Origin of the sequence: Blautia sp. OF09-25XD (assembly GCF_003482095.1) — a bacterium.
GTDB lineage: Bacteria > Bacillota > Clostridia > Lachnospirales > Lachnospiraceae > Fusicatenibacter > Fusicatenibacter saccharivorans.
The window spans coordinates 86,935-110,798 of sequence record NZ_QUMG01000001.1 but is presented as its reverse complement, the minus strand read 5'-3'; the positions used below and the strand labels follow the sequence as shown (position 1 = coordinate 110,798).

General features: G+C 46.1%; 18 protein-coding genes and 4 pseudogenes. 2 read left to right on the top strand and 20 right to left on the bottom strand.

Annotated elements, in window-relative coordinates:
- Positions 1–6 precede the first annotated feature (6 nt).
- From DXA93_RS00570 to DXA93_RS00520, 11 genes and pseudogenes are all read right to left on the bottom strand, one after another.
- A complete protein-coding gene (locus tag DXA93_RS00570) occupies positions 7–390 on the bottom strand; it encodes a RidA family protein (RefSeq protein WP_055218381.1) in 384 nt (127 codons plus the stop codon).
- A 347-nt stretch (positions 391–737) separates the two neighbouring features.
- Entirely contained in the window at positions 738–2,246 is a 1,509-nt protein-coding gene (locus DXA93_RS00565) for an ATP-binding protein (RefSeq protein ID WP_119207620.1), read from the bottom strand.
- 211 nt (positions 2,247–2,457) lie between these two features.
- Positions 2,458–3,551, bottom strand: a pseudogene (locus DXA93_RS00560) (type I restriction endonuclease subunit R, EcoR124 family).
- 306 nt (positions 3,552–3,857) lie between these two features.
- Complete coding sequence (gene tpiA / locus DXA93_RS00555) at positions 3,858–4,610, bottom strand: triose-phosphate isomerase (RefSeq protein ID WP_022463322.1); 753 nt, start codon at positions 4,608–4,610, stop codon at positions 3,858–3,860.
- A 35-nt stretch (positions 4,611–4,645) separates the two neighbouring features.
- Positions 4,646–5,839, bottom strand: a complete 1,194-nt coding sequence (locus DXA93_RS00550) for a phosphoglycerate kinase (RefSeq protein WP_022463323.1) — start codon at positions 5,837–5,839, stop codon at positions 4,646–4,648.
- 214 nt (positions 5,840–6,053) lie between these two features.
- Positions 6,054–7,067 carry a type I glyceraldehyde-3-phosphate dehydrogenase gene (gap, locus tag DXA93_RS00545; protein WP_022463324.1) on the bottom strand — a complete coding sequence of 338 codons (1,014 nt, stop codon included), beginning with the start codon at positions 7,065–7,067 and terminating at the stop codon, positions 6,054–6,056.
- A 263-nt stretch (positions 7,068–7,330) separates the two neighbouring features.
- Positions 7,331–8,131 carry a histidinol-phosphatase HisJ family protein gene (locus tag DXA93_RS00540; protein ID WP_119207619.1) on the bottom strand — a complete coding sequence of 267 codons (801 nt, stop codon included), beginning with the start codon at positions 8,129–8,131 and terminating at the stop codon, positions 7,331–7,333.
- Positions 8,128–9,221: pseudogene (gene mnmA / locus DXA93_RS20375) on the bottom strand (tRNA 2-thiouridine(34) synthase MnmA). Before mnmA ends, DXA93_RS00540 begins: the two are co-directional and overlap by 4 nt.
- 2 nt (positions 9,222–9,223) lie before the next feature.
- Positions 9,224–9,660: pseudogene (nifU, locus tag DXA93_RS00530) on the bottom strand (Fe-S cluster assembly scaffold protein NifU).
- Between the two features lie 107 nt (positions 9,661–9,767).
- Positions 9,768–10,948: pseudogene (nifS, locus tag DXA93_RS00525) on the bottom strand (cysteine desulfurase NifS).
- A gap of 6 nt (positions 10,949–10,954) precedes the next feature.
- The gene (locus tag DXA93_RS00520) at positions 10,955–11,410 is read right to left on the bottom strand and encodes an RrF2 family transcriptional regulator (RefSeq protein ID WP_022463329.1); all 456 of its coding nucleotides are present in this window, start codon (positions 11,408–11,410) and stop codon (positions 10,955–10,957) included.
- A 158-nt stretch (positions 11,411–11,568) separates the two neighbouring features.
- On the opposite strand from DXA93_RS00520, the gene DXA93_RS00515 reads away from it, so the two are divergent.
- Positions 11,569–12,930 carry an oligosaccharide flippase family protein gene (locus tag DXA93_RS00515; protein WP_022463330.1) on the top strand — a complete coding sequence of 454 codons (1,362 nt, stop codon included), beginning with the start codon at positions 11,569–11,571 and terminating at the stop codon, positions 12,928–12,930.
- Between the two features lie 167 nt (positions 12,931–13,097).
- On the top strand, positions 13,098–14,132 hold the full coding sequence (locus DXA93_RS00510) for a 3-deoxy-7-phosphoheptulonate synthase (RefSeq protein WP_022463331.1): 1,035 nt from the start codon (positions 13,098–13,100) through the stop codon (positions 14,130–14,132).
- Between the two features lie 98 nt (positions 14,133–14,230).
- Here the strand turns inward: DXA93_RS00510 and DXA93_RS00505 are convergent, their stop codons facing one another.
- The 9 genes from DXA93_RS00505 to DXA93_RS00475 form a co-directional block, all read right to left on the bottom strand.
- On the bottom strand, positions 14,231–15,577 hold the full coding sequence (locus DXA93_RS00505; protein ID WP_118659123.1) for a glycoside hydrolase family 30 protein: 1,347 nt from the start codon (positions 15,575–15,577) through the stop codon (positions 14,231–14,233).
- Positions 15,578–15,616: 39 nt separating this feature from the next.
- Complete coding sequence (locus DXA93_RS00500) at positions 15,617–16,318, bottom strand: MBL fold metallo-hydrolase (protein WP_119188731.1); 702 nt, start codon at positions 16,316–16,318, stop codon at positions 15,617–15,619.
- Positions 16,300–16,437: a hypothetical protein gene (locus DXA93_RS17675; protein ID WP_158576341.1), complete on the bottom strand. Its 138-nt coding sequence runs from the start codon at positions 16,435–16,437 to the stop codon at positions 16,300–16,302. The genes DXA93_RS00500 and DXA93_RS17675 overlap by 19 nt, the downstream gene beginning before the upstream one ends.
- A 160-nt stretch (positions 16,438–16,597) precedes the next feature.
- Positions 16,598–18,133 (bottom strand): ABC transporter substrate-binding protein, encoded by a 1,536-nt coding sequence (locus DXA93_RS00495; protein ID WP_118659122.1) that lies wholly within the window; start codon positions 18,131–18,133, stop codon positions 16,598–16,600.
- A gap of 42 nt (positions 18,134–18,175) precedes the next feature.
- Entirely contained in the window at positions 18,176–19,084 is a 909-nt protein-coding gene (locus DXA93_RS00490; protein ID WP_117509097.1) for a carbohydrate ABC transporter permease, read from the bottom strand.
- A gap of 24 nt (positions 19,085–19,108) precedes the next feature.
- Positions 19,109–19,705, bottom strand: coding sequence for an ABC transporter permease subunit (locus DXA93_RS19090; protein ID WP_330427004.1), 597 nt, complete (start codon positions 19,703–19,705; stop codon positions 19,109–19,111).
- A gap of 4 nt (positions 19,706–19,709) precedes the next feature.
- Entirely contained in the window at positions 19,710–20,042 is a 333-nt protein-coding gene (locus DXA93_RS19085; RefSeq protein ID WP_330427198.1) for a hypothetical protein, read from the bottom strand.
- A gap of 326 nt (positions 20,043–20,368) precedes the next feature.
- Complete coding sequence (locus tag DXA93_RS00480) at positions 20,369–22,171, bottom strand: sensor histidine kinase (RefSeq protein WP_119207618.1); 1,803 nt, start codon at positions 22,169–22,171, stop codon at positions 20,369–20,371.
- Complete coding sequence (locus tag DXA93_RS00475) at positions 22,168–23,685, bottom strand: response regulator transcription factor (RefSeq protein WP_119207617.1); 1,518 nt, start codon at positions 23,683–23,685, stop codon at positions 22,168–22,170. Before DXA93_RS00475 ends, DXA93_RS00480 begins: the two co-directional genes overlap by 4 nt.
- Between the last annotated feature and the right edge of the window lie 179 nt (positions 23,686–23,864).

The following is a 23,864-nucleotide window of genomic DNA, read 5'->3' as shown; positions in this document are numbered from 1 at the left end:
TCTCTCTTATTTCAGGGATACGATGCATTCAATTTCCACTTTTGCTGCTTTCGGAAGAGCGGCAACTGCTACACAGGAACGAGCCGGTTTGGACTCACCAAAGAAAGCACCGTATACTTCATTTACCTTGGCAAAATCGTTCATATCGGTCAGGAAAATGGTTGTTTTCATCACTTTCGTGCGGTCAGTTCCTGCTGCTGTCATGATTGCGTCCAGATTCTTTAAAGAGAGGGTTGCCTGCTCTTCTACGGTTTCCGGGATCACGCTGCCATGCTCTACATCAAAGCCAAGCTGTCCGGAAATAAATAAAAGGCCGTTGTCTGCGACTGCCTGTACATAAGGTCCGATTGCTGCCGGTGCTTTTTCTGTATTAATGATTTCTCTTGCCATAATCATATTCTCCTTTATGCTTTCTTTCGCGTCGTCTGATTTGCCGCGTTTTTTCCCTCTATCATGCGGTTTTTCCGACACTTTTGTCGTTCCCATCATATCACATGTGGGAGATGTCCGCAAGTGCGAAAAAGCCGCTCCCGGACACAAGAAAAGTTCAGAATCGTTCATTTCACATATCCAAATTCTATTAATTCATGTATGAACGCACTCCGTCTAGGATATCTTTTGTGATATGTCGACATAACAGCAATCACTTGTTTCTTTGATAACTGTTCTGTAAGTTCGTCTGATTTTCTTAAAAAAGCCGGTAAATTCATTTGCCTTTTCCAATCAAATCATCAATCCTATTTCATTTTATCCGTCAATATCCATTTTCCTTTTCGATTAGACCCCTCACGGATAACTTTACCTTCATGCTGCATTTTTGTAAGCATACGCTTAATCGTTGCCGTAGAAACTGCAAGCGCTTTTGCTAATTCTTTCTGAGTCAGTTTCGGATTTTTATAAATCATTTCTGACAATTGAATTTCAAGGTCATCTTTGGGATCATGATTGGGGTCATTGGGATCTCGATCGAGGTCAACAGGCTCATGATTGAGATTATCGGGCTCACGATTGAGATCATTTGACCCATGATTGAGGTCATGATCTCGATTTTTGACCTCAATGACCTCATTCTGGCCGCGATAAAGATTGATGCGGAAAGCTACTTCCATATCAATAAATTCCGGTTCACGCAATCCGTATTCCTGCATAGCCTGCATAAGTTTCGGAATACCACTTCCCCATGCTTCCACAAGGTTCATATAGGCAAAAGCATTGGCAAGCGAACGATTTCGGATTTTTGAAAATCCTTCCTTCATCAACTCAATCGTTACGCCAGGAAGCAGTCCACCAGGAGATGTGATCTCCAAGCGATCATCATAAATTGCCACCTGAATATTAGAATTCTGAATGTAACTGCAATTCATAACTGCATTAACGATCAACTCACGGATACTATCCGGCGGCAGTTCATAAATATCCTGTCGATATACTCCTTCCAGCCGACATCCCATACGAATATTTCTAAGGACAAACTGCACCGCTTCCTCTACTTGCTTCCAAAGCGGTCCTTCATAATTACGTCGATCCAAAAAGACAGCTCGCGTCGTTCCCTTAAACACAGCGCACTGTATCATGGAACGGAGTCCACCTTGTCCCGTTAAATAAATATACGCATTTGTCGGATAGATTTTTTCATTCTCATCTTTTTTCAAAATTCCCCAACTGAGCAAAACATTTTTCGTTACATCTTTAACTGCTGATCGCTGAAGATTGGATTTGCAGTTGGCAATAGCAACTTCCTTCATTTGTTCACAGAGACTTTTAATATCTTCATCGGTCACTTCTATATCTCTGCGGATTATTGAATCAAAAGAGCGGGCATCGCATTCATAATATAATTCTCTTGACATATCACGGTCAGCAGGGCGTGTTGTTCCAGAAACTCGAATATATACGCCATTCTCCAGCCCCTCTGCCTTAATATAATATGGTTTCCGACGTCCCGTCCTGATTTCTGCAACAATTACAGGTTTATCATTTATATTTTGCAAATAAACATCCGGGATAATTGTAGGTTCACAACTGTCAGAAATAGCATTCGTAATCGCATCAATCTCCCGAAAAACTTTATCATCCGGAATGCCAACAACTTCTCTTGTTTTATCGTCAATACCAAATATAATCCTCCCACCTTTTCCGTTAGCGAAAGCAACAACCGTTTTCATATATTTCATGCTCTTGTCTGGACGTTGTACTTTGAATTCAACGTTCTTGGATTCTCCAGCAAGGATTTCTTCTATTGTCATCCGATCACCTCCATGATTAAGTTTTGTCCATGATGACTCTATTATTTTGCTTTTTGCTTCCAATGTGGTTCCATTCATTTATGACTATTTTCCGTATGGTGCTTCAGATTCTGCCGCCATCAACACTGTTTCCTAATCGCTCAGATCGTATGTCACGGCTTTATGCTCTGGCTCATTAAAGGAAGACGAACCACCGATACCGAAATATTTTTCAAAAAAACGTTTTCAGTTTTTCAATGACTCTCTGTTTTTTCTTGGCTCTTCCGCCACCACCAAAATGAGAAATTGGCGGCATGATTTTATCTATATCCGTTCCCGCTGTTTTGATCTCTCCGTCCCGAAACGCATTCTCTATGAACTTTCGTGTGTCTTTCGGCTTCAATTTTTCTTCCGTAATAATTACATTAAGATCATAATCGCGCTGTTCCACAACAAATTCATGCCACTCATCCATAACATCGTCCACATCATTGATTCCTGCAATAAAGGTTTCAATAGCTGTTTCTTGCTGCGCAGCTCCGGGCTGGCATCAATCGCTTTATTGATGGTTATCAGCACTTCCTTATCTTCACAGCGGGTATCATGATACTTCTTTACAAGCATCAGAATATAATCAATGTTGATTTCTACCTGCCGGATCAATTCAATTTCAAACACCACATCATCTGTAATATCCGTACTTTCCCGGCGTTTCCGTTTCCACTCGTCACGCAAATCCTGATAACGTCCAAGGTAGTCTTGCAAATTGCGCTCAGAAATCAGCTCATTCCCCTTAAATTCGTCAAAGGAAAGCAGAAGGTTTCTCATACGAAGAATAGCACCAAACAAAGCAATAAAATCCTTCTGGTTCTGCTCTCCGACAATCTGCGGTTCTGACAGCGGAAACTTATGATTCAATTCCTCCATCAGATCCACATACCCTGGCATTGGCTTACCATCTACGGATTCATATCCGTAATAGTAATCCTTAAAGCTCTGCAGCAAAACAAGGCCCCCGGCATTCTTATCCCCAAACAAGGAAATGGCACTATCTACTCGCTTCTGCAGATTTCTGAAACATACAATATTTCCAAAGGTCTTGATAGAATTCAGAATACGGTTTGTACGGGAAAACGCCTGTATCAGTCCGTGCATTTTCAGATTTTTATCTACCCACAGCGTATTCATAGTCGTCGCATCAAAACCGTTAAGAAACATATTGACTACGATCAGAATGTCCAATTCCTTATTCTTCATGCGAAGCGACACATCTTTATAATAATTCTGGAATTTATCACTTGAGGTATCGTAGTTCGTATGGAACATTTTGTTATAATCCTTGATTACTTCTTCCAGAAACTCTCTGGACGGCTGGTCGACAGATATAAAACAAGCATATCACGAAAACGTGAATTTTTCAATCCGCGCAAAAAATCACTCCGCTTCAAAACACAGAAACGAAGTGATTTCTTTTTGCACAAACTGGCACTCTCTATAGCTAAATCAAGGGTTATATGTTGCATAAAAAACAGCAAAACGCCACCAAACACCTCACCTTCAGCATTTCTGCCGAATTCACCGTGTTTGGTGACGTTTTAGCCCGTTTTATTGATTGATTTCGTACAAAATCAATTATTTATTGTAGTTTACGATAGCTCCGAAATCTGGTTTCAGGGATGCTCCGCCTACCAGACCGCCGTCGATGTTCTCCTGTGCGAACAGTTCCGGTGCGGTTTTTGCGTTTACAGAGCCGCCATACTGGATACGGATAGCTGCTGCTGTTGCATCATCATAGATTTCAGCGATGCACTCGCGGATGCCTTTGCAAACTTCCTCAGCCTGCTCTGTTGTAGCAGTTTTGCCGGTTCCGATTGCCCAGATTGGCTCGTAAGCGATAACGGCTGTTTTGGCCTGATCTGCTGTTACATTCAGGAATCCAACCTTTACCTGCTGACGAATGAAGTCCATCGTTACACCCTGCTCTCTCTGCTCCAGAGTTTCTCCGCAGCACATGATCGGGGTGATGCCGTGCTCGAAAGCTTTCAGCATTTTTTTGTTTACGGTCTCGCTTGTCTCTGCGAAGTATTCTCTTCTCTCAGAGTGGCCAAGTACAACGTATTTCACGCCAGCGTCTGTCAGCATAGCCGGGGAGATTTCGCCTGTGAAAGCACCTTTCTCCTCAAAATACATATTTTCAGCACCAATCTGGATGTTGGAGCCTTTTGCAGCCTCTACAACCGGGATGATATCGATGGCCGGTACGCAGAAAACAACGTCAACGTCGTCATTTGCTACCAGTGGTTTTAATGTATTGACTAATTCTACTGCCTCGCTCGGAGTCATGTTCATTTTCCAGTTTCCGGCGATAATTTTCTTTCTTGCCATGATCGTTTGATCTCCTTAGTTTTGAATATAAATTCTTATTTGTCGTTTGCTGCTGCAACGCCCGGCAGTTCTTTTCCTTCCAGGAACTCCAGGGAAGCGCCGCCGCCAGTGGAGATATGAGTCATCTTATCGCCATATCCAAGCTGGTTTACAGCTGCTGCGGAATCTCCGCCGCCGATGATCGTAACTGCATCTGTTTCAGCCAGTGCTGCTGCAACTGCTTTGGTTCCTGCTGCAAAATTCGGCATCTCGAAGCATCCCATCGGTCCGTTCCATACAACGGTTTTAGCAGTTTTAACAGCATCAGCGAACAGTTTTGCAGTTTCCGGTCCGATATCCAGACCTTCCCAGCCATCCGGAATCTGTCCGGCCGGAACAACCTGTGTATTTGCGTCGTTTGAGAATGCATCTGCAACAACGTTGTCTACCGGAAGAAGCAGTTTCACGCCTTTTGCTGCTGCTTTTTCTTTCATTTTGTTTGCATAATCCAGATAATCCATCTCAAGCAGAGAATCACCAACGGTGCCGCCTGCTGCTTTTGCGAAGGTATAAGCCATACCACCGCCGATGATCAGGACATCAACTTTATCGATCAGGTTGTCGATAACAGAAATCTTGCTGGATACTTTGGATCCACCAAGGATGGCAACAAACGGACGCTCCGGATTGTTGACAGCATTTCCAAGGAATGCGATCTCTTTCTCCATCAGGTAACCAACAACAGCAGTGTCAACATATTTGGTAACACCAACATTGGAGCAATGAGCACGGTGTGCGGTTCCGAATGCATCGTTTACGAATACGTCACACAGGGAAGCCAGTTCTTTGCTGAACTCCTCACCGTTTTTGGTCTCTTCTGCACGGTAACGGGTGTTCTCCAGAAGGATTACATCTCCGTCTTTCATAGCCTCAACAGCTGCTTTTGCGTTCGGTCCTACAACCTCAGGATCTGCTGCAAATTTAACTTCCTGTCCAAGAAGCTCGGAAAGGCGAACTGCAACCGGTGCAAGAGAAAGCTCTGGTTTTGGTTCTCCTTTCGGTTTTCCAAGATGAGAGCAGAGAATTACTTTTCCGCCGTCAGCGATCAGTTTTTTGATCGTTGGAAGAGCTGCTACCAGACGGTTCTCATCTGTGATTTTTCCATCGATCAGCGGAACGTTGAAGTCACATCTTACAAGGACTCTTTTTCCTTTTACGTTGATATCATCTACGGTTTTTTTGTTTAACATGGGCGTTTCCCTCCATATATCCAACTGCATCTGCCGCGCCGTTTCTTTGTTTTTGCGGCATCGCGGTCCTTATTTAAAAATGCAGTTTATAATTTTTGCACACGGAAAAGGGCTGTTTTTGTGCCGTATTTTTCCGCCGCATTCGCAAAAAGGGCCCGGTCCTTAACAGACCGGACCCTTTGGGCTCTGAAATTTTGCCGTTCAGTTTGTTAAATTATGCTAACTCGCTGAAGTATTTGATGGTACGAACCATCTGGCTTGTGTAGGAGTTCTCGTTATCATACCAAGAAACAACCTGTACCTCTGTTGTTCCGTTGTCCAGCGGAAGAACCATAGTCTGAGTTGCATCGAACAGAGAACCATATCTCATACCAACGATGTCGCTGGATACGATTTCATCTGTGTTGTATCCGAAGGACTCGGTTGCAGATGCTTTCATTTTTGCGTTGATCTCGTCAACAGTTACAGTTCCTTCTACAACTGCTGTAAGGATTGTGGTAGAACCGGTTGGGGTTGGAACACGCTGTGCAGAACCGATCAGTTTGCCGTTCAGTTCCGGAATAACAAGGCCGATTGCTTTTGCAGCACCGGTGCTGTTTGGAACGATGTTAACTGCAGCTGCACGGGATCTTCTCAGATCGCCTTTTCTCTGCGGTCCGTCCAGAGTCATCTGATCTCCAGTGTAAGCATGGATAGTAACCATGATACCGGATTTGATCGGAGCCAGTTCGTTCAGAGCTTTTGCCATAGGTGCAAGGCAGTTTGTGGTGCAGGATGCAGCGGAGATGATGTTATCGTCTGCTGTCAGGGTCTCATGGTTTACATTGTAAACGATGGTCGGAAGGTCGTTACCAGCCGGAGCGGAGATAACTACTTTACGAGCGCCTGCATTGATGTGTGCCTGAGCTTTTGCTTTGGAGGTGTAGAATCCGGAGCACTCCAGAACTACGTCTACGCCAAGCTCTCCCCATGGGCAGTTGTTAGCATCCGGGAAAGCATAGATTTTGATGTTTTTGCCATCTACTGTGATGGAATCTTCATCGGATGTTACGGTATCAGCCAGAGCATATTTTCCCTGAGAAGAGTCATATTTTAACAGATGAGCTAACATCTTCGGGGATGTTAAATCGTTGATTGCTACTACTTCATAACCTTCTGCTCCAAACATCTGTCTGAATGCAAGACGTCCGATACGGCCAAAACCATTGATTGCTACTTTTACTGCCATGATTTTCAATTCCTCCTAAAAAGTGAATTTTAATTTTGAGTCTCTGTACTTTGTTAAAGAAACATCAACCTTATCTGTATAATACCTAATTTCGTCGGAAAATTCAAGTTCTATTTTCAAGAAAATACGAAATTATTTCTAAAATTTGTGAAGAAGCCGGATGCCAATCCGTATTTCTGCAAAATTTCGAAAGATCCGTCTATTGCAGAAAGAGCCGGAATCCAGCCTTTCTGGGGCTTTTTCCGGCTTTTCCTGCGTGTTTTCTATTGGATCGGCAGATATTCCGGCTTTTTCTCTTTAAACCGCACGTAGTACCGGAATCCGGCTTCCTGCGCGATAGCTGACGCGTCCGCGAAATGAAACGCTATATGTTCCGGTTTGTGGGCATCGGCACCGAAGGTGATCTTTTCGCCGCCCAGTTCCCGGTATCTTCTGATGACATCCGGCGTCGGATTCGGCACGCCAAGGCCTGCCTTGTAGCCGCCGGTGTTGATTTCCAGCGCGATATCGTACTGAATCAGCTCTTTTAAAATGGTATCGATCTCGTCCGCAAATGCGCGGTAGCTGTAATCTTTTCCCTTTTCTCTGCAGTAGCGTACCACATAATCCAGATGACCAAGCGTCTGGAAATTGTGGAAGAACCGGATATTTTCTGCTGTAGCCCGAAAATACGCCCGGTACAGCTCTTCTGCTGTCCAGTCCGGGAAAGCATCCTCATAATAGGGGTCTTTTCCGTCAATGACATGCATGGAGCCGATCACATAGTCGAACGGCCACGCATTTACATACTCTTCCATCCGTTCTTTTAAGTGGAGCTGCAGTCCCAGTTCCACGCCGAATCGGATATCGATTTTGTCGCGGTATTTTTCCTGCAGTTCCCGGATTTTTGCCGCATATGCCGGTGTATCGAGCTGGAACTCGCCGGTACTGTAATCCATATCGTAGTGATCCGTCAGGCAGATTGCCGGAAGTCCCAGCTCGACTGCCCGTTTTACCATCTCTTCTGTTGGTGCTTCGCTGTCACTTGAAAAGAAACTGTGCATATGACAGTCCGCTATTTTCATCTTTCGGCCTCCGTAATCGTTCCGCCTCCGCCGACACAGCCGTCCACGTAGAAGACAACAGCCTGTCCCGGTGTCGGAGCACGCACGCCGTCCGGGAAGGTACAGGTAATCTCATCTTCCCCGGTCCGTTTGATCACGCACGGGGACCCTTTGTGCCCGTACCGGATTTTTGCGGTGCAGGAGAGCTCTTCTCCAAGTTCCAGCGGCGGAATTGCCATATAGTTTACTTTGTTTGCTTTTACTACTTTTGCGAAAACCTCTTCATTTTCGCCGACCACAACCTCGTTCGTCTCCGGACGGATTTCCAGTACGAACACGCGGTGTCCCATCGGAAGGCCGAGTCCGCGGCGCTGTCCTACGGTGTAATGGGTAATCCCCTCATGGGTACCGAGGATTTCACCCTTTGTATTCACGAAATTGCCTTTCGGTGCCACGATTCCTGTCTCGTTCTGGATAAAGGAAGCGTAATCCTGATCCGGCACGAAGCAGATTTCCTGGGAATCCTTCTTTTTTGCTACCGGAAGACCGATTTTTGCTGCAATCTCACGAATCTGATCTTTTGTGTAGTCTCCGACCGGCATCAGCGTATGCGAAAGCTGCTCCTGGGTCAGATTATACAGTGCATACGTCTGGTCTTTTGCCGCTGTTACCGAATTTGCAATCGCATACCGTCCATTGGCAAGCTGTTCGATTCTTGCATAATGTCCGGTCGCAATGTAGTCCGCTCCAATGGAAAGACTGCGCTGAAGCAACGCTCCCATTTCACATAGCGGTTGCAGGCGATACACGGGTTCGGTGTTCTGCCGCAGAGATATTCGTTCGTGAAATAGTCCATGACGTTATCACGGAACTCTTTTTTGAAGTTCATGACATAATACGGAATGTCCAGCACCTGTGCCACGCGCCTTGCATCATCAACAGCAGAAAGGCCGCAACAGCCCCCGTTTTCCTCCTGGACTGTCTCGGCCTCATCCTGCCAGATCTGCATGGTCACCCCGATGACATCGTATCCTGCTTTTTTCAGGAGATACGCTGCCACCGAGGAATCTACGCCGCCGGACATTCCAACGACTACTTTCTTTTTTCCCATACTTAGTATTCTTCCTCTTCCTCGCCCTCGCTGATATCAGACTTCGGTTTTGCAAGACCTCGATCTTGATGTGGTGTTTCTCTGCGTAATCCCAGAGTGCAGCGTGAATTGCTTCTTCTGCAAGCAGAGAACAGTGAACTTTGACCGGCGGAAGTCCGTCGAGTGCTTCCATAACGGCTTTGTTGGTTACTTCCAGAGCTTCCTGGATGGTTTTTCCTTTTACCAGCTCGGTTGCCATACTGCTGGTTGCAACTGCGGCGCCGCAGCCGAAGGTTTTGAATTTGCAGTCCTGAATGATGCCGTTATCGTCGATGTCAAGATACATTCTCATGATATCGCCGCATTTTGCATTTCCAACGGTACCTACACCGCTTGCGTTCTCAATTTCTCCTACATTTCTCGGATGCTGGAAATGATCCATTACTTTTTCACTGTACATTGTTATTCTTCCTCCTGAACTATTTCAAAGCAGTCCTCCTCCGGCACAGCTTTTACCTGAATTTTTCTGTACCGGCTTTCTGGATGGACTGTCTTATTTTTTTAAACTTATTTACCCTGCTGTTTTTTGATGTAATCCTCATACAGCGGGGACATGCTGCGCAGACGGTCTACGATCGCTTTAATCTGCTCTACAACGAAATCAACGTCCTCTTTTGTGATCTCCTCACTTAAAGTCAGACGTAAGGAACCGTGTGCTTTCTCGTGCGGCAGTCCGATGGCCAGCAGTACATGGGACGGATCCAGGGATCCGGAAGTACATGCAGAACCGCTGGATGCGCAGATACCTTTCATATCCAGCATGATCAGAAGGGACTCTCCCTCGATGAATTCAAAGCTGATGTTGCAGTTGTTCGGCAGACGTTTTACCGGATCGCCGTTCAGACGGCAGTTCGGAATCTCGGTTAATATGCGGTTGATCAGATAATCACGTACTTCGATTTCTTTTGCGGTACGCTCCGCCATAGTTCTTGCCGCACGCTCTGCCGCAACTCCATATCCTACGATGCCCGGTACATTTTCTGTCCCGGCACGGCGTTTTCTTTCCTGCGCACCGCCGTGTACGAAGGAGCGGATTTTCACACCCTTTCGGATGTAAAGGAAGCCGATTCCTTTCGGTCCGTTAATCTTATGACCGCTGGAACTGAGCATATCAATATTGCACTCATCCACATTGATCGGGATCTGGCCAAATGCCTGTACGGCATCTGTGTGGAATAAAATATTGTGTTCTTTTGCAATTCTTCCGATTTCCTTGATCGGCTGAATCGTTCCGATTTCGTTGTTTGCCGCCATAACGGAAATCAGAATGGTCTCAGGTGTGATGGCTGCTTCGAGTTCATCCAGATTGACAACGCCGTTCTCATCGACGCGATATAGGTGATTTTCGCACCGCGCTCTTTTTCCAGATACTCACAGGTATGAAGAATCGCATGATGCTCGATTTTTGTGGTGATGATGTGGTTTCCTTTATTTTTATATGCTTCAAAGGTAGCTTTTAACGCCCAGTTATCGGACTCGCTGCCGCCGGCTGTGAAATAAATTTCCTCCGGTTTTGCGCCGAGCACGTTTGCGATCTGCTCTCTTCCTTTGGTGATGGCTTCTTTGCTTTTTCCTGCAATTGCATAAATACTGGATGGATTTCCGTAGTATTCGCTGAAATAAGGAAGCATAGCCTCGACAACTTCCGGGGCTGTTTTTGTTGTTGCCGCATTGTCCAGATAAATCATTGTTGTTCACTCCTTGTCATTTCTATCGCTGTTTCTGTTTTTCTCTAATTGCCGGCTCTGCTGAACCAGCTCTCCGAGGCTGATGGAATCCACAGCGTTCGTAATTCCCTCATTGATCCTCTGCCACACAAAACGCGTGACGCAGAAATCGGCCGCATCGCAGCCGCCTAGGCCTTCATTGACCGAGCACGTGACTGCCTCGAGTCCGCCCTCCAGCACACGGAGAACATCTCCTACCGAAATGGAATCTGCCGGTTTTGCAAGTACATATCCACCGCCTGCTCCCCGCACACTCTCAATGAATCCGGCTTTTCGAAGCGGACGCACCAGCTGCTCCAGATAGCTCTCTGAGATATTCTGGCGTTCTGAAATGCTGGCAATGGACACTGCACCCTCTTCTTCGTGACTCGCCAGATCGATCATGGCACGCAGACCATATCTTCCTTTGGTCGATAATTTCATTCCTGGTTCTCCTTTTTCCTGTGCTGTCGTTTTCCAATTCCGACAGTTTTAATCGGATTTATTTCTCACTCAGAATAGCACCTATCACGGGGTTCTGTCAAGGAGTTTTTTCGCATATTTTAGACTATCTGCGCAATGCCGTGAAAGGAGTCTATCCCATGCTGAAAATCACAAGAAAGAACACGCTTCTTCTTGGCACACTGATCCTGACCGCGTCCGGGATCATCTGCAGAATTCTTGGATTTCTCTATAGAATATTCCTGTCGCGCCGGATCGGTGCGGAAGCCTTTGGTATCTACCAGCTCGCCACACCACTCTACGCACTGATGCTCTCCCTTGGCGCAGGCGGCATGCAGACGGTGCTCTCGCGCTTTGTCGCATCGTACCTTGCCAAAAAGGATTCCAGACGGGCAAAGATCTGTCTGGCGGCCGGATGCGGCATTGTAGTGATACTTTCCTTCTCCGCCTCCATCTTTCTCTTTTTCAGCGCGGATTTTATCGGAACACGGCTTCTTTTTGAGCCGCGGACGATTCTGCTCCTCCGGATTTTATCACTCGGCATTCTCCCCTCCGGGATCCACAACTGTCTCTCGGCATGGTATCTTGGCCAGAATCAGACGGCACTGCCTTCTTTTTGCCAGCTTTTGGAACAGTTCGTGCGCATGGGCGCTTCCTACCTTGCCTGGCTTTTCTGTCTTTCCACAAGCCTCCCCTCTGCCGCTGTCGCTGCATTCGGTACTGCCGCCGGCGAACTCTTTTCGTGTCTCTTTCTGATGGCCTGCCTGTCCGTCTCGCACAGCAGGTCCCCTCAGAAACACCGCCCGATTTCTGTTTTTTTCAAAGAAAAGACCCTCTGGTACGATACCTTCCGAGAGCTTGCCGTTTTGAATCTTCCGCTTACGCTGAACCGTATTCTTCTGAATGTCCTCCACAGCATTGAAAGTGCTCTGCTCCCCGGCTGTCTGGTCACTTTCGGTCTTTCCCGGAAAGCAGCGCTCTCGCAGTATGGCATTCTCACCGGTATGGCACTTCCGATGATCTTTTTTCCATCTGCCATCACCCACGCGGTGTCCGTCATGCTTCTGCCCGGCGTAGCAAAACAGCAGGCCGACGGTACGCCGGAGCAAATATCAGACACGATCCGTTATACAATTTCTTTCTGTGTGCTGCTTGGCACTTCCGCTGTTTTTGCCTTTTTCTTTTTCGGTCCGTGGCTTGGACGTTTCCTTTTTCAAAACGAAGAAGTCGGCGTTTTTCTGCGTATCCTTTCATTTTTAAGTCCTTTTCTCTATCTGGAAACGATACTTGGAAGCATTTTAAACGGCCTTGGAAAAACTTCTCTCGTTTTTTTCCAGAACCTTGCCGGAGATGTAATTCGTATTCTTGCAATTCTTTTTCTCGTCCCGGTTTTAGGCATCCGTGGCTATCTCTATGGTATTCTTGCAAGTGAACTTACCATTATGACAATGGCACTTTTGTTCCTGCATCGGGAATCTGCAAACGGATTTGCTGTTCATTGATACCTTTTTTCTATCTTTTTTAAGAGAAACAGAATTTTCGCCGAAAAAATATCGACAATCTTCGCGTTATGTATTATAATTTATAGATAGTTTGCGACGGGGCACACAAGAACGCTCCTCTGTCCGCAGCTAGAAAAGAAGTGCATCTAAGATAAAGGAGAACGAAAATGAGCCTTGAATTTGTAAGAAAACTTCCCACCCCAACAGAGATCCGGGAACAATATCCCTTAAGCGCCCGCGCAACCGAAATCAAAAAACAGCGTGACGCTGAAATCGCAAAAGTCTTTACCGGGGATTCCGATAAATTTCTTGTTATCGTAGGACCTTGCTCCGCAGACAACGAAGACGCTGTTCTGGAGTACAATCACCGTCTGGCAAAGGTTGCCGACAAAGTATCCGACAAACTGATCATCATCCCGCGTGTCTATACCAACAAACCGCGTACCACAGGTGAAGGCTACAAAGGTATCGTTCATCAGCCGGACCCGGAAGGAAAGCCGGACCTGCTGCACGGCCTGATTGCCATGCGTAAAATGCATATGCGTGTAGTAGAAGAGACTGATCTGACTTCTGCAGACGAAATGCTGTATCCGTCCAACTGGAGTTATCTGTCCGATATTCTCTCCTATGTTGCGGTCGGCGCACGTTCCGTAGAAAACCAGGAGCACCGTCTGACTGTTTCCGGCATCGACATTCCGGCCGGCATGAAAAACCCGACCAGCGGTGATCTTTCTGTTATGATCAACTCCGTCATTGCCGCACAGGGCTCCCACTCCTTTATTTACCGTACCTGGGAGGTAAAGACAAGCGGAAATCCGCTGGCGCACACCATTCTCCGCGGTGCGACCAACAAGCACGGCAACTCCGTGCCGAACTATCACTACGAGGACATTCAGCTTCTGCTGGAGAAATACAACGAAACACATCTCGTAAACCCGGCTACCATCATCGATGCCAACCATTCCAACTCAGGAAAGAAATACGAGCAGCAGATCCGTATCGTCAAAGACGTTCTGCACACAAGACGATGCAACAAGGATATCGAAAGTCTCGTAAAAGGTGTTATGATCGAGAGCTATCTGGAGCCTGGCAACCAGAAGATCGGATGTGGAAATCACGTCTATGGTAAATCCATCACCGACCCGTGCCTTGGCTGGGATCAGACCGAACGACTGATTTACGATATTGCTGAGGAGTGCTAAATTTTCTCCTTCGTTACAAAAACACATATGAAAGAAACCTCTGTCGCAGATTTTGCCGGTCTGCGCAGAGGTTTCTTTCTTTTGTTATAATAAGGTTGTTAAATCAATACCGTTGCAATGCTATTGCCCCAGAAGGTCAGGCGGGTTGTGGTTCCGTTCATGCGGAGATTGACTACTTTCGTCTCTTCTGACGTATTTAATACAACGAGTGCAATCGTTCCATCCGGGTTTTTCGCTGCTGTAACCTCAAGCTCCGGCGAATACGTGGAGCTCGCGATGCGGACGGCGCCCGGTTTGATATATTTTGAGAAGTGGGCGATCGCGTGGAACATCGGTTTTACTTCGATTGTGTCGGTCGTTCCGTCGCAAATGATCGGTGCGCCGCAGAAGTTGTCCACGTGGTTCGGGCCGCCGATCTCATCAAGCACGAGGTTCCAGTCAATCCAGTAATTCATGCCATGGTTCAGATCGCCGATGATGTCGTGCGCATACTGTTTCGCATGGCGCAGAGAGTTTCCGGCAGCCGCACCGTACCGTGCCAGCTCTACGCAGCCCTCACTGTGCATCAGCATCAGATCCGGGTAATCTTCTCTTACCATTGAGAGTGTTTCAAAATGATCGCCTGAATACCAGTGGTATGCGACACCGGCAATCATATCTTTTGTTGTCTCATCCACAATGTCGCGGGTTCTCTCGTACGTTCTCTCCTTGTTGTGGTCCCAGATGTACAGTTTTACGTGATCAAGGCCTTTTTCTTTTAAGGTCGGGTACAGATAGTCACGCAGGAATTCTTTTTCCTCTTCTGCCGTATATTCGCAGGAATCCCAGGTCTGAACAGCCAGCGGCTCATTCTGTACCGTCATCCAGGAAATCGGCAGGCCGAGTTTTTCGTACTCCGTGATGTATTTTGCAATATAATTTGCGTAATCCGGATAGCTCTCTTTTTTCAGATGCCCACCGCCGTTTCTTACGCCGGTCTCTTTCAGGAAAGCTGGCGGGGACCATGGGGAAAGCAGCAGGGAGACTGGTTTTCCAAGTGTTTTGGAAACAGCTTTTACGAGCGGCTGCACGTATTTTGCATCTCTTTCCAGGCTAAAATCCCTGAATTCCGGATCGTCCGGGTTTTCGACTGCGCAGTAATTGCCGATGGAGAAGTCACAGCTGTCCATGTGAATCCGGCCGATCGTATAGCCAATGCCGTCTTTTCCATAATACGCTTCTACTACTTTCTTACGGTTTTCCTCACTCATGCGGGACAGTGCATAGCCTGCGGACTCGGTGAGTGCGGCGCCAAATCCCTCAATTTTCTGATACGTCTTGTCCGGGTACAGGTTGATGACCTGCATTTCCTGATTTTTCGCGTCCGGGATCAGTGCAGTTTCATAGTCTCTTGTTTTGATGCCGTCTTCCCCAAAGATGGTTGCGTGTAATGTTACTTTTGCCATAAGTTTTCTTCTCCTTTTCTCTGCTTTTTGCAGATCATTTTATCGCTCTGGATCCTTTTCCAAGCAGTCCGGGTAATAACTGAGTCTTGCGGTTCCGTGTTCGGCATAGAGCATGCCTTCCCGCGGTGCGGTTTTTCCTTCTGCTTCGCCGGACAGAATCTGCTCGGCGGTTTTGATGCAGTCATCGAGAATCGTCTCTGGCTGGCTGAAATAGCCCTGCATGCCGCCGAAACCGATGTGCCCGCTGTAGGATCTCTCATAGCGGGTTTCGTATGTTTTCAGGTGATACAGCCCTTCCAGCGTTTTTCTCACGCTGCAGCCGAGGACAAGAAGATTCTGGTTGCAGGCATCGCCGGAGAACAGGATTTTCGTCGCTTCATCAAGAAAACAGATGCCGCCCGGCGTGTGGCCGGCCACCTCGATGCACTCGACGCGGCGGTTTCCCAGTTCGAAAACATCGCCCTCGTGCAGGGCATGGAATGTCGGCATTTCGAACGGCTGAATTTTGTTGAGATCATACTCATATGCCTGATAGCCGCCGTTTCTTCCAATTTCATCAGCAAAGCCGCGCAGCTGTTCTGCGTTCAGGTTCCGTGTCATAGCAAAATCTGCCTCGCCAAGATAGACATCCGTAAACGCACCGATTCCGCCGACATGATCGAGATGGCCGTGCGTCAGGACAACGTCGTACGGCTTGTCCGTCAAGCTTGCCGCGATGCCTTTCAGATCAGAAAGGCGCATGCGGTGTCAATCAAAAGCGCACGCTCCTCTCCGACCAGAAAATAACACGCGGACAGACCGAATTCGTTGATGGCGTAGGTGTTTTTCGCAATTTCCATTACCATTGGTTCTTTTATCATAGTTTTGTTCCCTCCCATACATGATGGCTGTTTTCGGAAAAAGCAGGCACCGCACGCATACCCCCACGATATGTTCTGCTCCAGTACCTGCTTTTTATCCGTTTGTTCTGCCTGCGGCAGAAGTTATATAGTCTTTGCGTTTCCCTTTCGGAAATTCGTTTTATTTCAGGCTTGCTACGTAAGCGTCAAGCTGTTTCTGAGCTGCCTCTTTCATGGTCTCGATTCCTGCTGCTTCCATCTGGGACTGGTAATCAGCCAGACCAGATTCTGCATCTGTGTATCCGAGCTCAAGCGGCCACCAGTACTGCTGCTGTACATTGTTGCATGCAGCAAGCTGGGTCTCGAAGGAAGAGGTATCCAGTACAAATCCTGTGAATTTCTCATTTCCCTGTCCGGAAACGATGCGGGACTCAAACTCATCAATGTTGGTCTTGTAATCATCCGGAGTACCGATCTGCTGACGGTTCAGAGCATCACTTCTTGCAGACCACATTGCGCTCGTTCCATAGTTGTCCGTATCCAGAACCTTGAACTGTCCCTCATCGTTCAGCTCATAAGAAGTTCCTTCAACACCGTAGTAGAACGCATCGTATACTTCCTGATCATTGGTGATCAGATCCCACAGTGCCATTGCTCTCTCCGGATTCTTGGAAGTATTGGAGATTACCATACAGTCCTGCGTATATGGAAGATGTGCAACATCTTTTACCATGTTAGAATAGTGAATATCGTATTCCGGATGAAGAATTGCCTGTCCCACATAGGAATCAATGTTATGGATCTTCAGAGCTGCTTTACCATTCTGAAATTTCGTGCTGTCCGTGTCTGACAGAGCAGATTTTGAATAAAATCCTTTCTCATTCCATCTTGCCATCATTTCCAGGAATTCCGGTGTTTTCTCCAGCTCATAGGAAGTCATAACAGTTGGATTTTCTGCATTTGGATCATACCACAGATAACGGATTCCGTTGAAGGTTGCCAGTCCCTGATTTTCCATATACATGAAGAAGATTTCCGGTGCTGTAGAGTATAGATCGATGCACTCCATTTCCGGATGCGTTTCTTTGATGATATCGCAGTACTCTTCAATATCTTCAAAGGTCTCCATCTTTCCGTCCCATTCGGTTCCCTCTACCAGGTCACCACGATAGATAGGACCATATGCATTGTAAGTAGACAGCAGGGAAGGAACACAATAATAGCTTCCATTTACTGTTGCCTGCTGTTTTGCTTCCTCAGACTGTGCTGCAAAGTTCTTCGGTGCGTAGGTTGGCCAGAGCTCATCAAGGCTCTTGAAGGCACCCTTCTGCGCCAGAGATGCAAAGTTCAGCCAGGATGCACTGTATGCCATATCAAACTCTTCTCCCGAAGAGAACAGCAGCGGATATTTGTTTGCGTACTCCGCCCAGCCGATCCAGTTGATTTTCAAAGAGCAGTTCAGTTTCTCTTTTAAGAGTTTGTTCAGATTCTCGTCGATTGCATCCTGTCCTGCCGGACGGTCACTGATGACATACATGGAAAGCTCCACAAACTCGGATGTGTCAAGCTCACCGCTTGCGGATGATGTAGATCCGCTCTTTGCAGCTCCACCATTGGAAGAGCTGGAATTGTTGCTTCCGCAGCCTGCAAGCAAGCCTCCGGTCATGGCGATTGCCATGGATACAGCAAGTGCTTTTCTTAATTTTTTGTTTTGCATTTCTTTTTCCTCCTTTTTCGTTGCCTTTATCTAATCGTTCCATCAGCCTTTGACGGAACCGATTGTAACACCTTTTACAAAATATTTCTGTATAAACGGGTAAACCAGAATGATCGGGCCGGTTGCCACAACTGCCATGGCCAGCTTCAGGGAGTTGGATGGCATATCCTGCAGCGGAATGTTTGCAGAGCTTGCCATCTGGGACATTGCCTGCGTTTTCTGCATCAGGGCATACAGCATGTACTGCAGCGGATATTTTGTTTCTGTATTCATATACAGCATTGCATTGTACCAGTCATTCCAGTAACCAAGCGCAAGGAACAGACCGATGGTTGCCATTCCGGATTTCAGAAGTGGAAGGATGATGCTGAAAAATGTTTTAAACTCGCCTGCGCCGTCAATCTTTGCAGATTCGATCAGTGCGGTCGGAATTGCGGATACGAAGGTTCTCATGATCAGCAGGTAGAATACATTGAACACACCCGGTAAGATCAGGGCAAGGTAGCTGTCTTTTAAGTGCAGATACTGGATGTAGAAAATATAGGAGCAAACCATACCGCCGTTAAACAGGGTCGTAAAGTAGAAGAAGAATGACAGAGCATTTCTGTACTTGAAATCTTTACGGCTGATCACGTAAGCGGTCATTGTAGTAAGCAGAAGTCCTACTGCAGTTCCGGCGAGGGTGATAAAAATAGATACCCCGTAAGCACGGACAACGGTCATCGGGCTCTTGAAGATCAGTGCGTAAGCGGCTGTGGTAAATTCTCTTGGGAGAATTCCATAACCCTGAAACCGAATCGCCTGCTCAGATGAAAACGAACCGGAAACCACCATAATAAATGGCAGCAAACATACCAGAGCCATCAGCGCAACAAAGGTGTAACAGATGACATAAAATACTTTTGTAGAAGTACTTTTCTTGATTTTCTGTGATTTTGCAACAGCTTGCATAACTAATTCCTCCTTTTTTCTGTCTTAGAACAGTGCAAGATCTTCTTCTACATGTTTTACGATTGCGTTTACGATCAGAATAGTCGCAAAGCAGATGACGGACTGATAGAAAGATGCTGCCGCTGTCATACCGAGGTTGGAGTTCTGAATCAGGGAACGGAATACATAGGTATCAATAACGTCGGTCTTGTTGAAGAGCTGTCCGTTGTTTCCAACGATCTGATAGAACATCTCGAAATCACCACGGAGGATTCGGCCAACCTGCAGAAGAAGCATAGTGATAATGGTCGGAAGAATGCTCGGAAGAGTGATGAAACGGATTCTCTCAAAAATATTTGCACCGTCGATGGAAGCTGCTTCGTGAATCTCAGCATCGACACCGGTAATTGCTGCGATGTAAATAACGGAGTTATATCCACACCATTTCCATGAATTGAACAGACAGATGATCCATGGCCATATACCGGCTTTGGATGCATCGTACATATTGATCTTCTCCCCTCCAAAGAAGGTTACGATACTGTTCAGGATACCGGTTTCATAGTTGAAGATATTGTAAACAAAAACTCCAACGATAACCCAGGAGATGAAGTACGGTAAGAAAATGATTGACTGTGTCACTTTTTTAAAGATTTTTTTTGTTGATCTCAGAAATAAAAATTGCGATCAATACCGCAAGAAGCTGTGAAGTAACCAGGTTTAACAGGTTGTACACAACTGTGTTTCTCGTAATCAGCCATCCGGTTCCGGATGAGAACAGGTATTCGAAGTTTGCAAATCCATTCCACTCACTTCCGAATACGCCAAGGTCATATCGATAGTTCTTAAATGCAAGCACCAGTCCGGACATCGGAAGGTACTGCATAATCAATACCAGCAAAAATGCAGGCATCGCCATAACAAAAAGGGCTCTGTTTTTCTTTACTTCTGCTACAAAACTTTTCACATGCTTTCCCATTTGTTAACTTCCTTTCTTTTTCATCGTTCCTGCACTGTATGTAACTGCCGGCCTGTACAAGAGTGCTCCCAAGACCCTCCACGCATCGCTTTGTCTTGGGCTTGTTCTCAACTGATGACCCTATTATACCGAAGAATTTATCTATTTTGTACCCAACAAAACTTCGATTTCTAGTAATTTCTTATGCTTTTTGTGATCTCGCACAGGAAAAATCTTGTTTTTCTTCCCGTTTCTTGTCAATTTGCACAGCGTACTTTCCACATCTCTCTGCTCATTTTCACAATTTTTATGCAAAAAGAAAGAGAGGTTTTCCTCTCTCTTTCTTTTCAGATCTTCTCTTCCGCTTCTGCTATTGTCATAACCGGAATTTTGATCTCAACATGCGTTCCTTTTTCACTTTCCAGATACGTAACACCATACTTTTCACCGAAGCAGAGCTTCAGGCGAAAGTTGATGTTCCGCACACCATAGCCATGCTGTGCTGTCCGGATGTCCTGCTGTGTCTCTTTCTGCATCTGCTCCACATCAACTCCGGGACCATCGTCCTGAACCGAAAAAATAATATCCTGTTCCTCTCTTCTCGCACGGATCCTGATTTCACAACTTTCAATATCCGGTTTCTCCGCAATCCCATGGACGATCGCATTTTCCACAAATGGCTGAAGAATAATATTGAGACATGCATAGCTCTTCAGTTCTTCCGGCACATCTACCTCGAGAGAAATGGCGTTATCAAAGTGATAATTTTCGATATTGACATAAACCTCAACATGCTCGACTTCTTCCCCGATGGAAATCAGGCTCTTTCCATGATTCAGACTCAACCGATAGAACCGGGCCAGATTCCACGTCAGCGTTCCGATCTCCTCTGCACCGTAGTCCATGGAAATCCAGTTAATCAGATCCAGCGTATTGTAGAGAAAATGTGGGTTGATCTGCGCCTGCAGTGCCCGTACCTCTGCCATTTTAACTTCCTTACCAAGTTGATAATGCTCCTGCATCAGCCGCTGGACTTCCTGCACCATACCGTTAAAATTGTGATAAATTTCCTCAATTTCATCTTCCTCGGTTGTGATTGGCAGATTTGCGTTCAGATTTCCGCTTTCCAGACCCGTCATTTCCGCATTCAGCTTTTTCAGTCTTCCAACGTAGTAACCGGAAAGAAGATATGACATCAATACAATAACGGCAATCATACTTCCAAGCATCAGAGCCGCTGAGAGCCACAAAAACCTGTACTGATCCTCATATTCACTTTCGGGAATTATCAAGATCATCTGCCAGGATGCACCGTCCACATTTTGCCGGGTAATGTAATATTCCTTCTGTCCCTCCTTCTTTTTTTCCATAAAAAGCTCCGCGCCATAGTTTAAAAGTATTCCTTTTTTCTGCATTTTTTGAAGAATACTGCTGTTAGAGCTGGTAATCATCCTGCCGTTTTCACTCATCAGATAAACAAGACCTTCTGATGTGATATTGGCATTTTTCATAATATCCTGGAAATATTTCGCAGAAACACTGATGCTGCAGATACCAAGTTCCTCTTCTTTTTCTTTTTTGGATGCAATCCGGTGATACAGGGTAACCATCTGCGAGGTATCCTGCTGATCCACACCGTCTCTCTCACGACTGATTGCAACGTAATCTTCTCCCGTGTTCAGAGCATACCGCAGATCAACGTAATCGCTGCGTTCCTTAAGCCTTGATACTCCATCGAAATAATATTGATTTCCCGCATACATCACCTCATCCGGCACGTACAGGCAGAAACGATAGATCGAGTTCGAAATCTCGTAGGAATTAAATTCTTTATTCAGCTCATAGTATTCCAGCCACTGCTCCATGTATGGTCTTTCTTCTCCAAAGCCATCCGCTGACAGTGTATTCTGAATTACCCCATTGTCCTCCACCATATTCGCCAGATACGTCATATTCCGCAGATAACTCTCCGTAAAAGAAATCGCTTGGCTTACCGACTGTTCCATCGAGTAATCCGTTTTTTCACGATAACGGCGCACCACCTGCGGATAGCACAAAGAACAGAGCAAAATCTGCATCAGAATCAGCGGAACGGCAAAATACAGCATCATTCTCTTATGCATTGACATTTTCTGTAATGGATGTTTCATCGCATCTGCAGACTCTCCTTATACTCTGTCGGGGTAACCCCCGTTTTCTTTTTAAATATTTTCGCAAAATAATTGGCATCCTCATAACCCACCATTTCAGATACCTGATAGAATTTTAGCTGCGGATCACGCATTTTCTGTTTCGCATTCTCTACACGCACTTCCAGCAGATACTGTCCAATCGTAAGTCCCGTTTGTTTTTTAAATACAGTAGAAAGATACGTCGGTGTCAGATAAACAAGCTCAGCGAGTGTTCTGATGGAAAGATCCTGATCTGCATAATGTTCCTGGATATATTCTGTGATACGGCTCACATGATAACTGTTCTCCGTTTTATGCGTATTCGTTTTCCCATTCTGCTTTTCAAAGAGCTGCCCAATTCTGCGTATCATTTCCTCTTTCATCTCCGCAAACGTTTCTGCCTGCATAAAGAAATCGGTTCCTCCCTGCTTCCAAGGCTTTTCCATCGTACCGGGATATCGATATTCCGCTGCTTTTTCCAGTATATCACGCATTACACAATAATTGTAACGTATATCAAAATTCATGCACAGATGATGGCTGACCAGTTTTTCATACAGCGTTTTCTGAAAAAGGCAGGCACCTTTTTCATCGTTGTCCATAATCAGTTGATAAAATTTATCCCGCTGTTTCTTGGCATCATCTATCCACGGCTTCTCTGGCGGAACATCGTCGTAGCAGACGCTTTTCCCCCATCCAAGCCAGGAAAGAGCCTTTCCCGCTTCCTTTGCCTGACGGTAAGACAACAAAATGTCTTTCTGGCAGCCGCCTCTTCTTCCATAGGATAAAAAGCATCCCGAAATCGAACCATCCTGCGTACAGCTTTTCAATGCATCAACCAAAACCGGTTCCATTTCTTTCCATCGCTTTTCTTTTTCACTTCCAAGAAGCAGAATCAGATAGAACGGGTCAAGCAGTGTCATTGTTATCGAAATCCGATACGGTTTCAGTGCTTCTTTTGCCATTTTCTCAAATTTTGGTAAAAATCCGGCTCCACAGCCTTCACTGTCAAAATGGATCATGACAATGCGGAAACTGGATCCCTCCGCCTGCTCCAGTGAAACATCGGTATCCACCTCTAAAAGGTAGTTCCGAAGTTTCGCGCTCTCACTTTTTCTGCGCCCCTTCACGCGTTGCACTGCTTCCTCGACGTTTTCCGAGAGCAGCTTCACGTTAACCGGTTTTTCCACGTATCCGACCGCATGCAGATCGATTGCCGCTTTTAAATATTCCTTATCTGCATAGCCTGTTGAAAAGATGATCTCAATCTCCGGGAATTTTTCCCTCAATTTCCGGCACAAATCCACACCGCTCATGCCCGGCATACGAATATCCGAGAGAACAATATCCGGCCGGAAGGCTTCCGCTTTCACCAGTGCTTCCTCTCCGTTTGCGGCTGCTTCAACCTCCGAAACGCCGAGTCGCTGCCATGGAACATGCCTTAAAAGGCCATTCCGGATAACCTTTTCATCCTCTACCACAATCAGTTTCATGTTGTGATACCCCTTTGCTTATATCATACTTAAATGTAAAACTTGTTTTTCAGTATAACACAGATTTTGTAGCTTGTGAATCAAAACTGCTGTTTCCTGGCACATTCTAATCTGCATAATTTCAAAAAATTAAGCGTATTTGGCAAATCTTTTCATTCAAGTTTTGCCAAATACGCTTT

Coding starts and splice junctions, on each gene's coding strand:
- DXA93_RS00570 (WP_055218381.1), bottom strand. CDS start 390: ATGGCAAGAGAAATCATTAATACAGAAAAAGCACCGGCAGCAATCGGA.
- DXA93_RS00565 (WP_119207620.1), bottom strand. CDS start 2,246: ATGACAATAGAAGAAATCCTTGCTGGAGAATCCAAGAACGTTGAATTC.
- tpiA (WP_022463322.1), bottom strand. CDS start 4,610: ATGGCAAGAAAGAAAATTATCGCCGGAAACTGGAAAATGAACATGACT.
- DXA93_RS00550 (WP_022463323.1), bottom strand. CDS start 5,839: ATGTTAAACAAAAAAACCGTAGATGATATCAACGTAAAAGGAAAAAGA.
- gap (WP_022463324.1), bottom strand. CDS start 7,067: ATGGCAGTAAAAGTAGCAATCAATGGTTTTGGCCGTATCGGACGTCTT.
- DXA93_RS00540 (WP_119207619.1), bottom strand. CDS start 8,131: ATGAAAATAGCGGACTGTCATATGCACAGTTTCTTTTCAAGTGACAGC.
- DXA93_RS00520 (WP_022463329.1), bottom strand. CDS start 11,410: ATGAAATTATCGACCAAAGGAAGATATGGTCTGCGTGCCATGATCGAT.
- DXA93_RS00515 (WP_022463330.1), top strand. CDS start 11,569: ATGCTGAAAATCACAAGAAAGAACACGCTTCTTCTTGGCACACTGATC.
- DXA93_RS00510 (WP_022463331.1), top strand. CDS start 13,098: ATGAGCCTTGAATTTGTAAGAAAACTTCCCACCCCAACAGAGATCCGG.
- DXA93_RS00505 (WP_118659123.1), bottom strand. CDS start 15,577: ATGGCAAAAGTAACATTACACGCAACCATCTTTGGGGAAGACGGCATC.
- DXA93_RS00500 (WP_119188731.1), bottom strand. CDS start 16,318: ATGCGCCTTTCTGATCTGAAAGGCATCGCGGCAAGCTTGACGGACAAG.
- DXA93_RS17675 (WP_158576341.1), bottom strand. CDS start 16,437: ATGATAAAAGAACCAATGGTAATGGAAATTGCGAAAAACACCTACGCC.
- DXA93_RS00495 (WP_118659122.1), bottom strand. CDS start 18,133: ATGCAAAACAAAAAATTAAGAAAAGCACTTGCTGTATCCATGGCAATC.
- DXA93_RS00490 (WP_117509097.1), bottom strand. CDS start 19,084: ATGCAAGCTGTTGCAAAATCACAGAAAATCAAGAAAAGTACTTCTACA.
- DXA93_RS19085 (WP_330427198.1), bottom strand. CDS start 20,042: ATGGGAAAGCATGTGAAAAGTTTTGTAGCAGAAGTAAAGAAAAACAGA.
- DXA93_RS00480 (WP_119207618.1), bottom strand. CDS start 22,171: ATGAAACATCCATTACAGAAAATGTCAATGCATAAGAGAATGATGCTG.
- DXA93_RS00475 (WP_119207617.1), bottom strand. CDS start 23,685: ATGAAACTGATTGTGGTAGAGGATGAAAAGGTTATCCGGAATGGCCTT.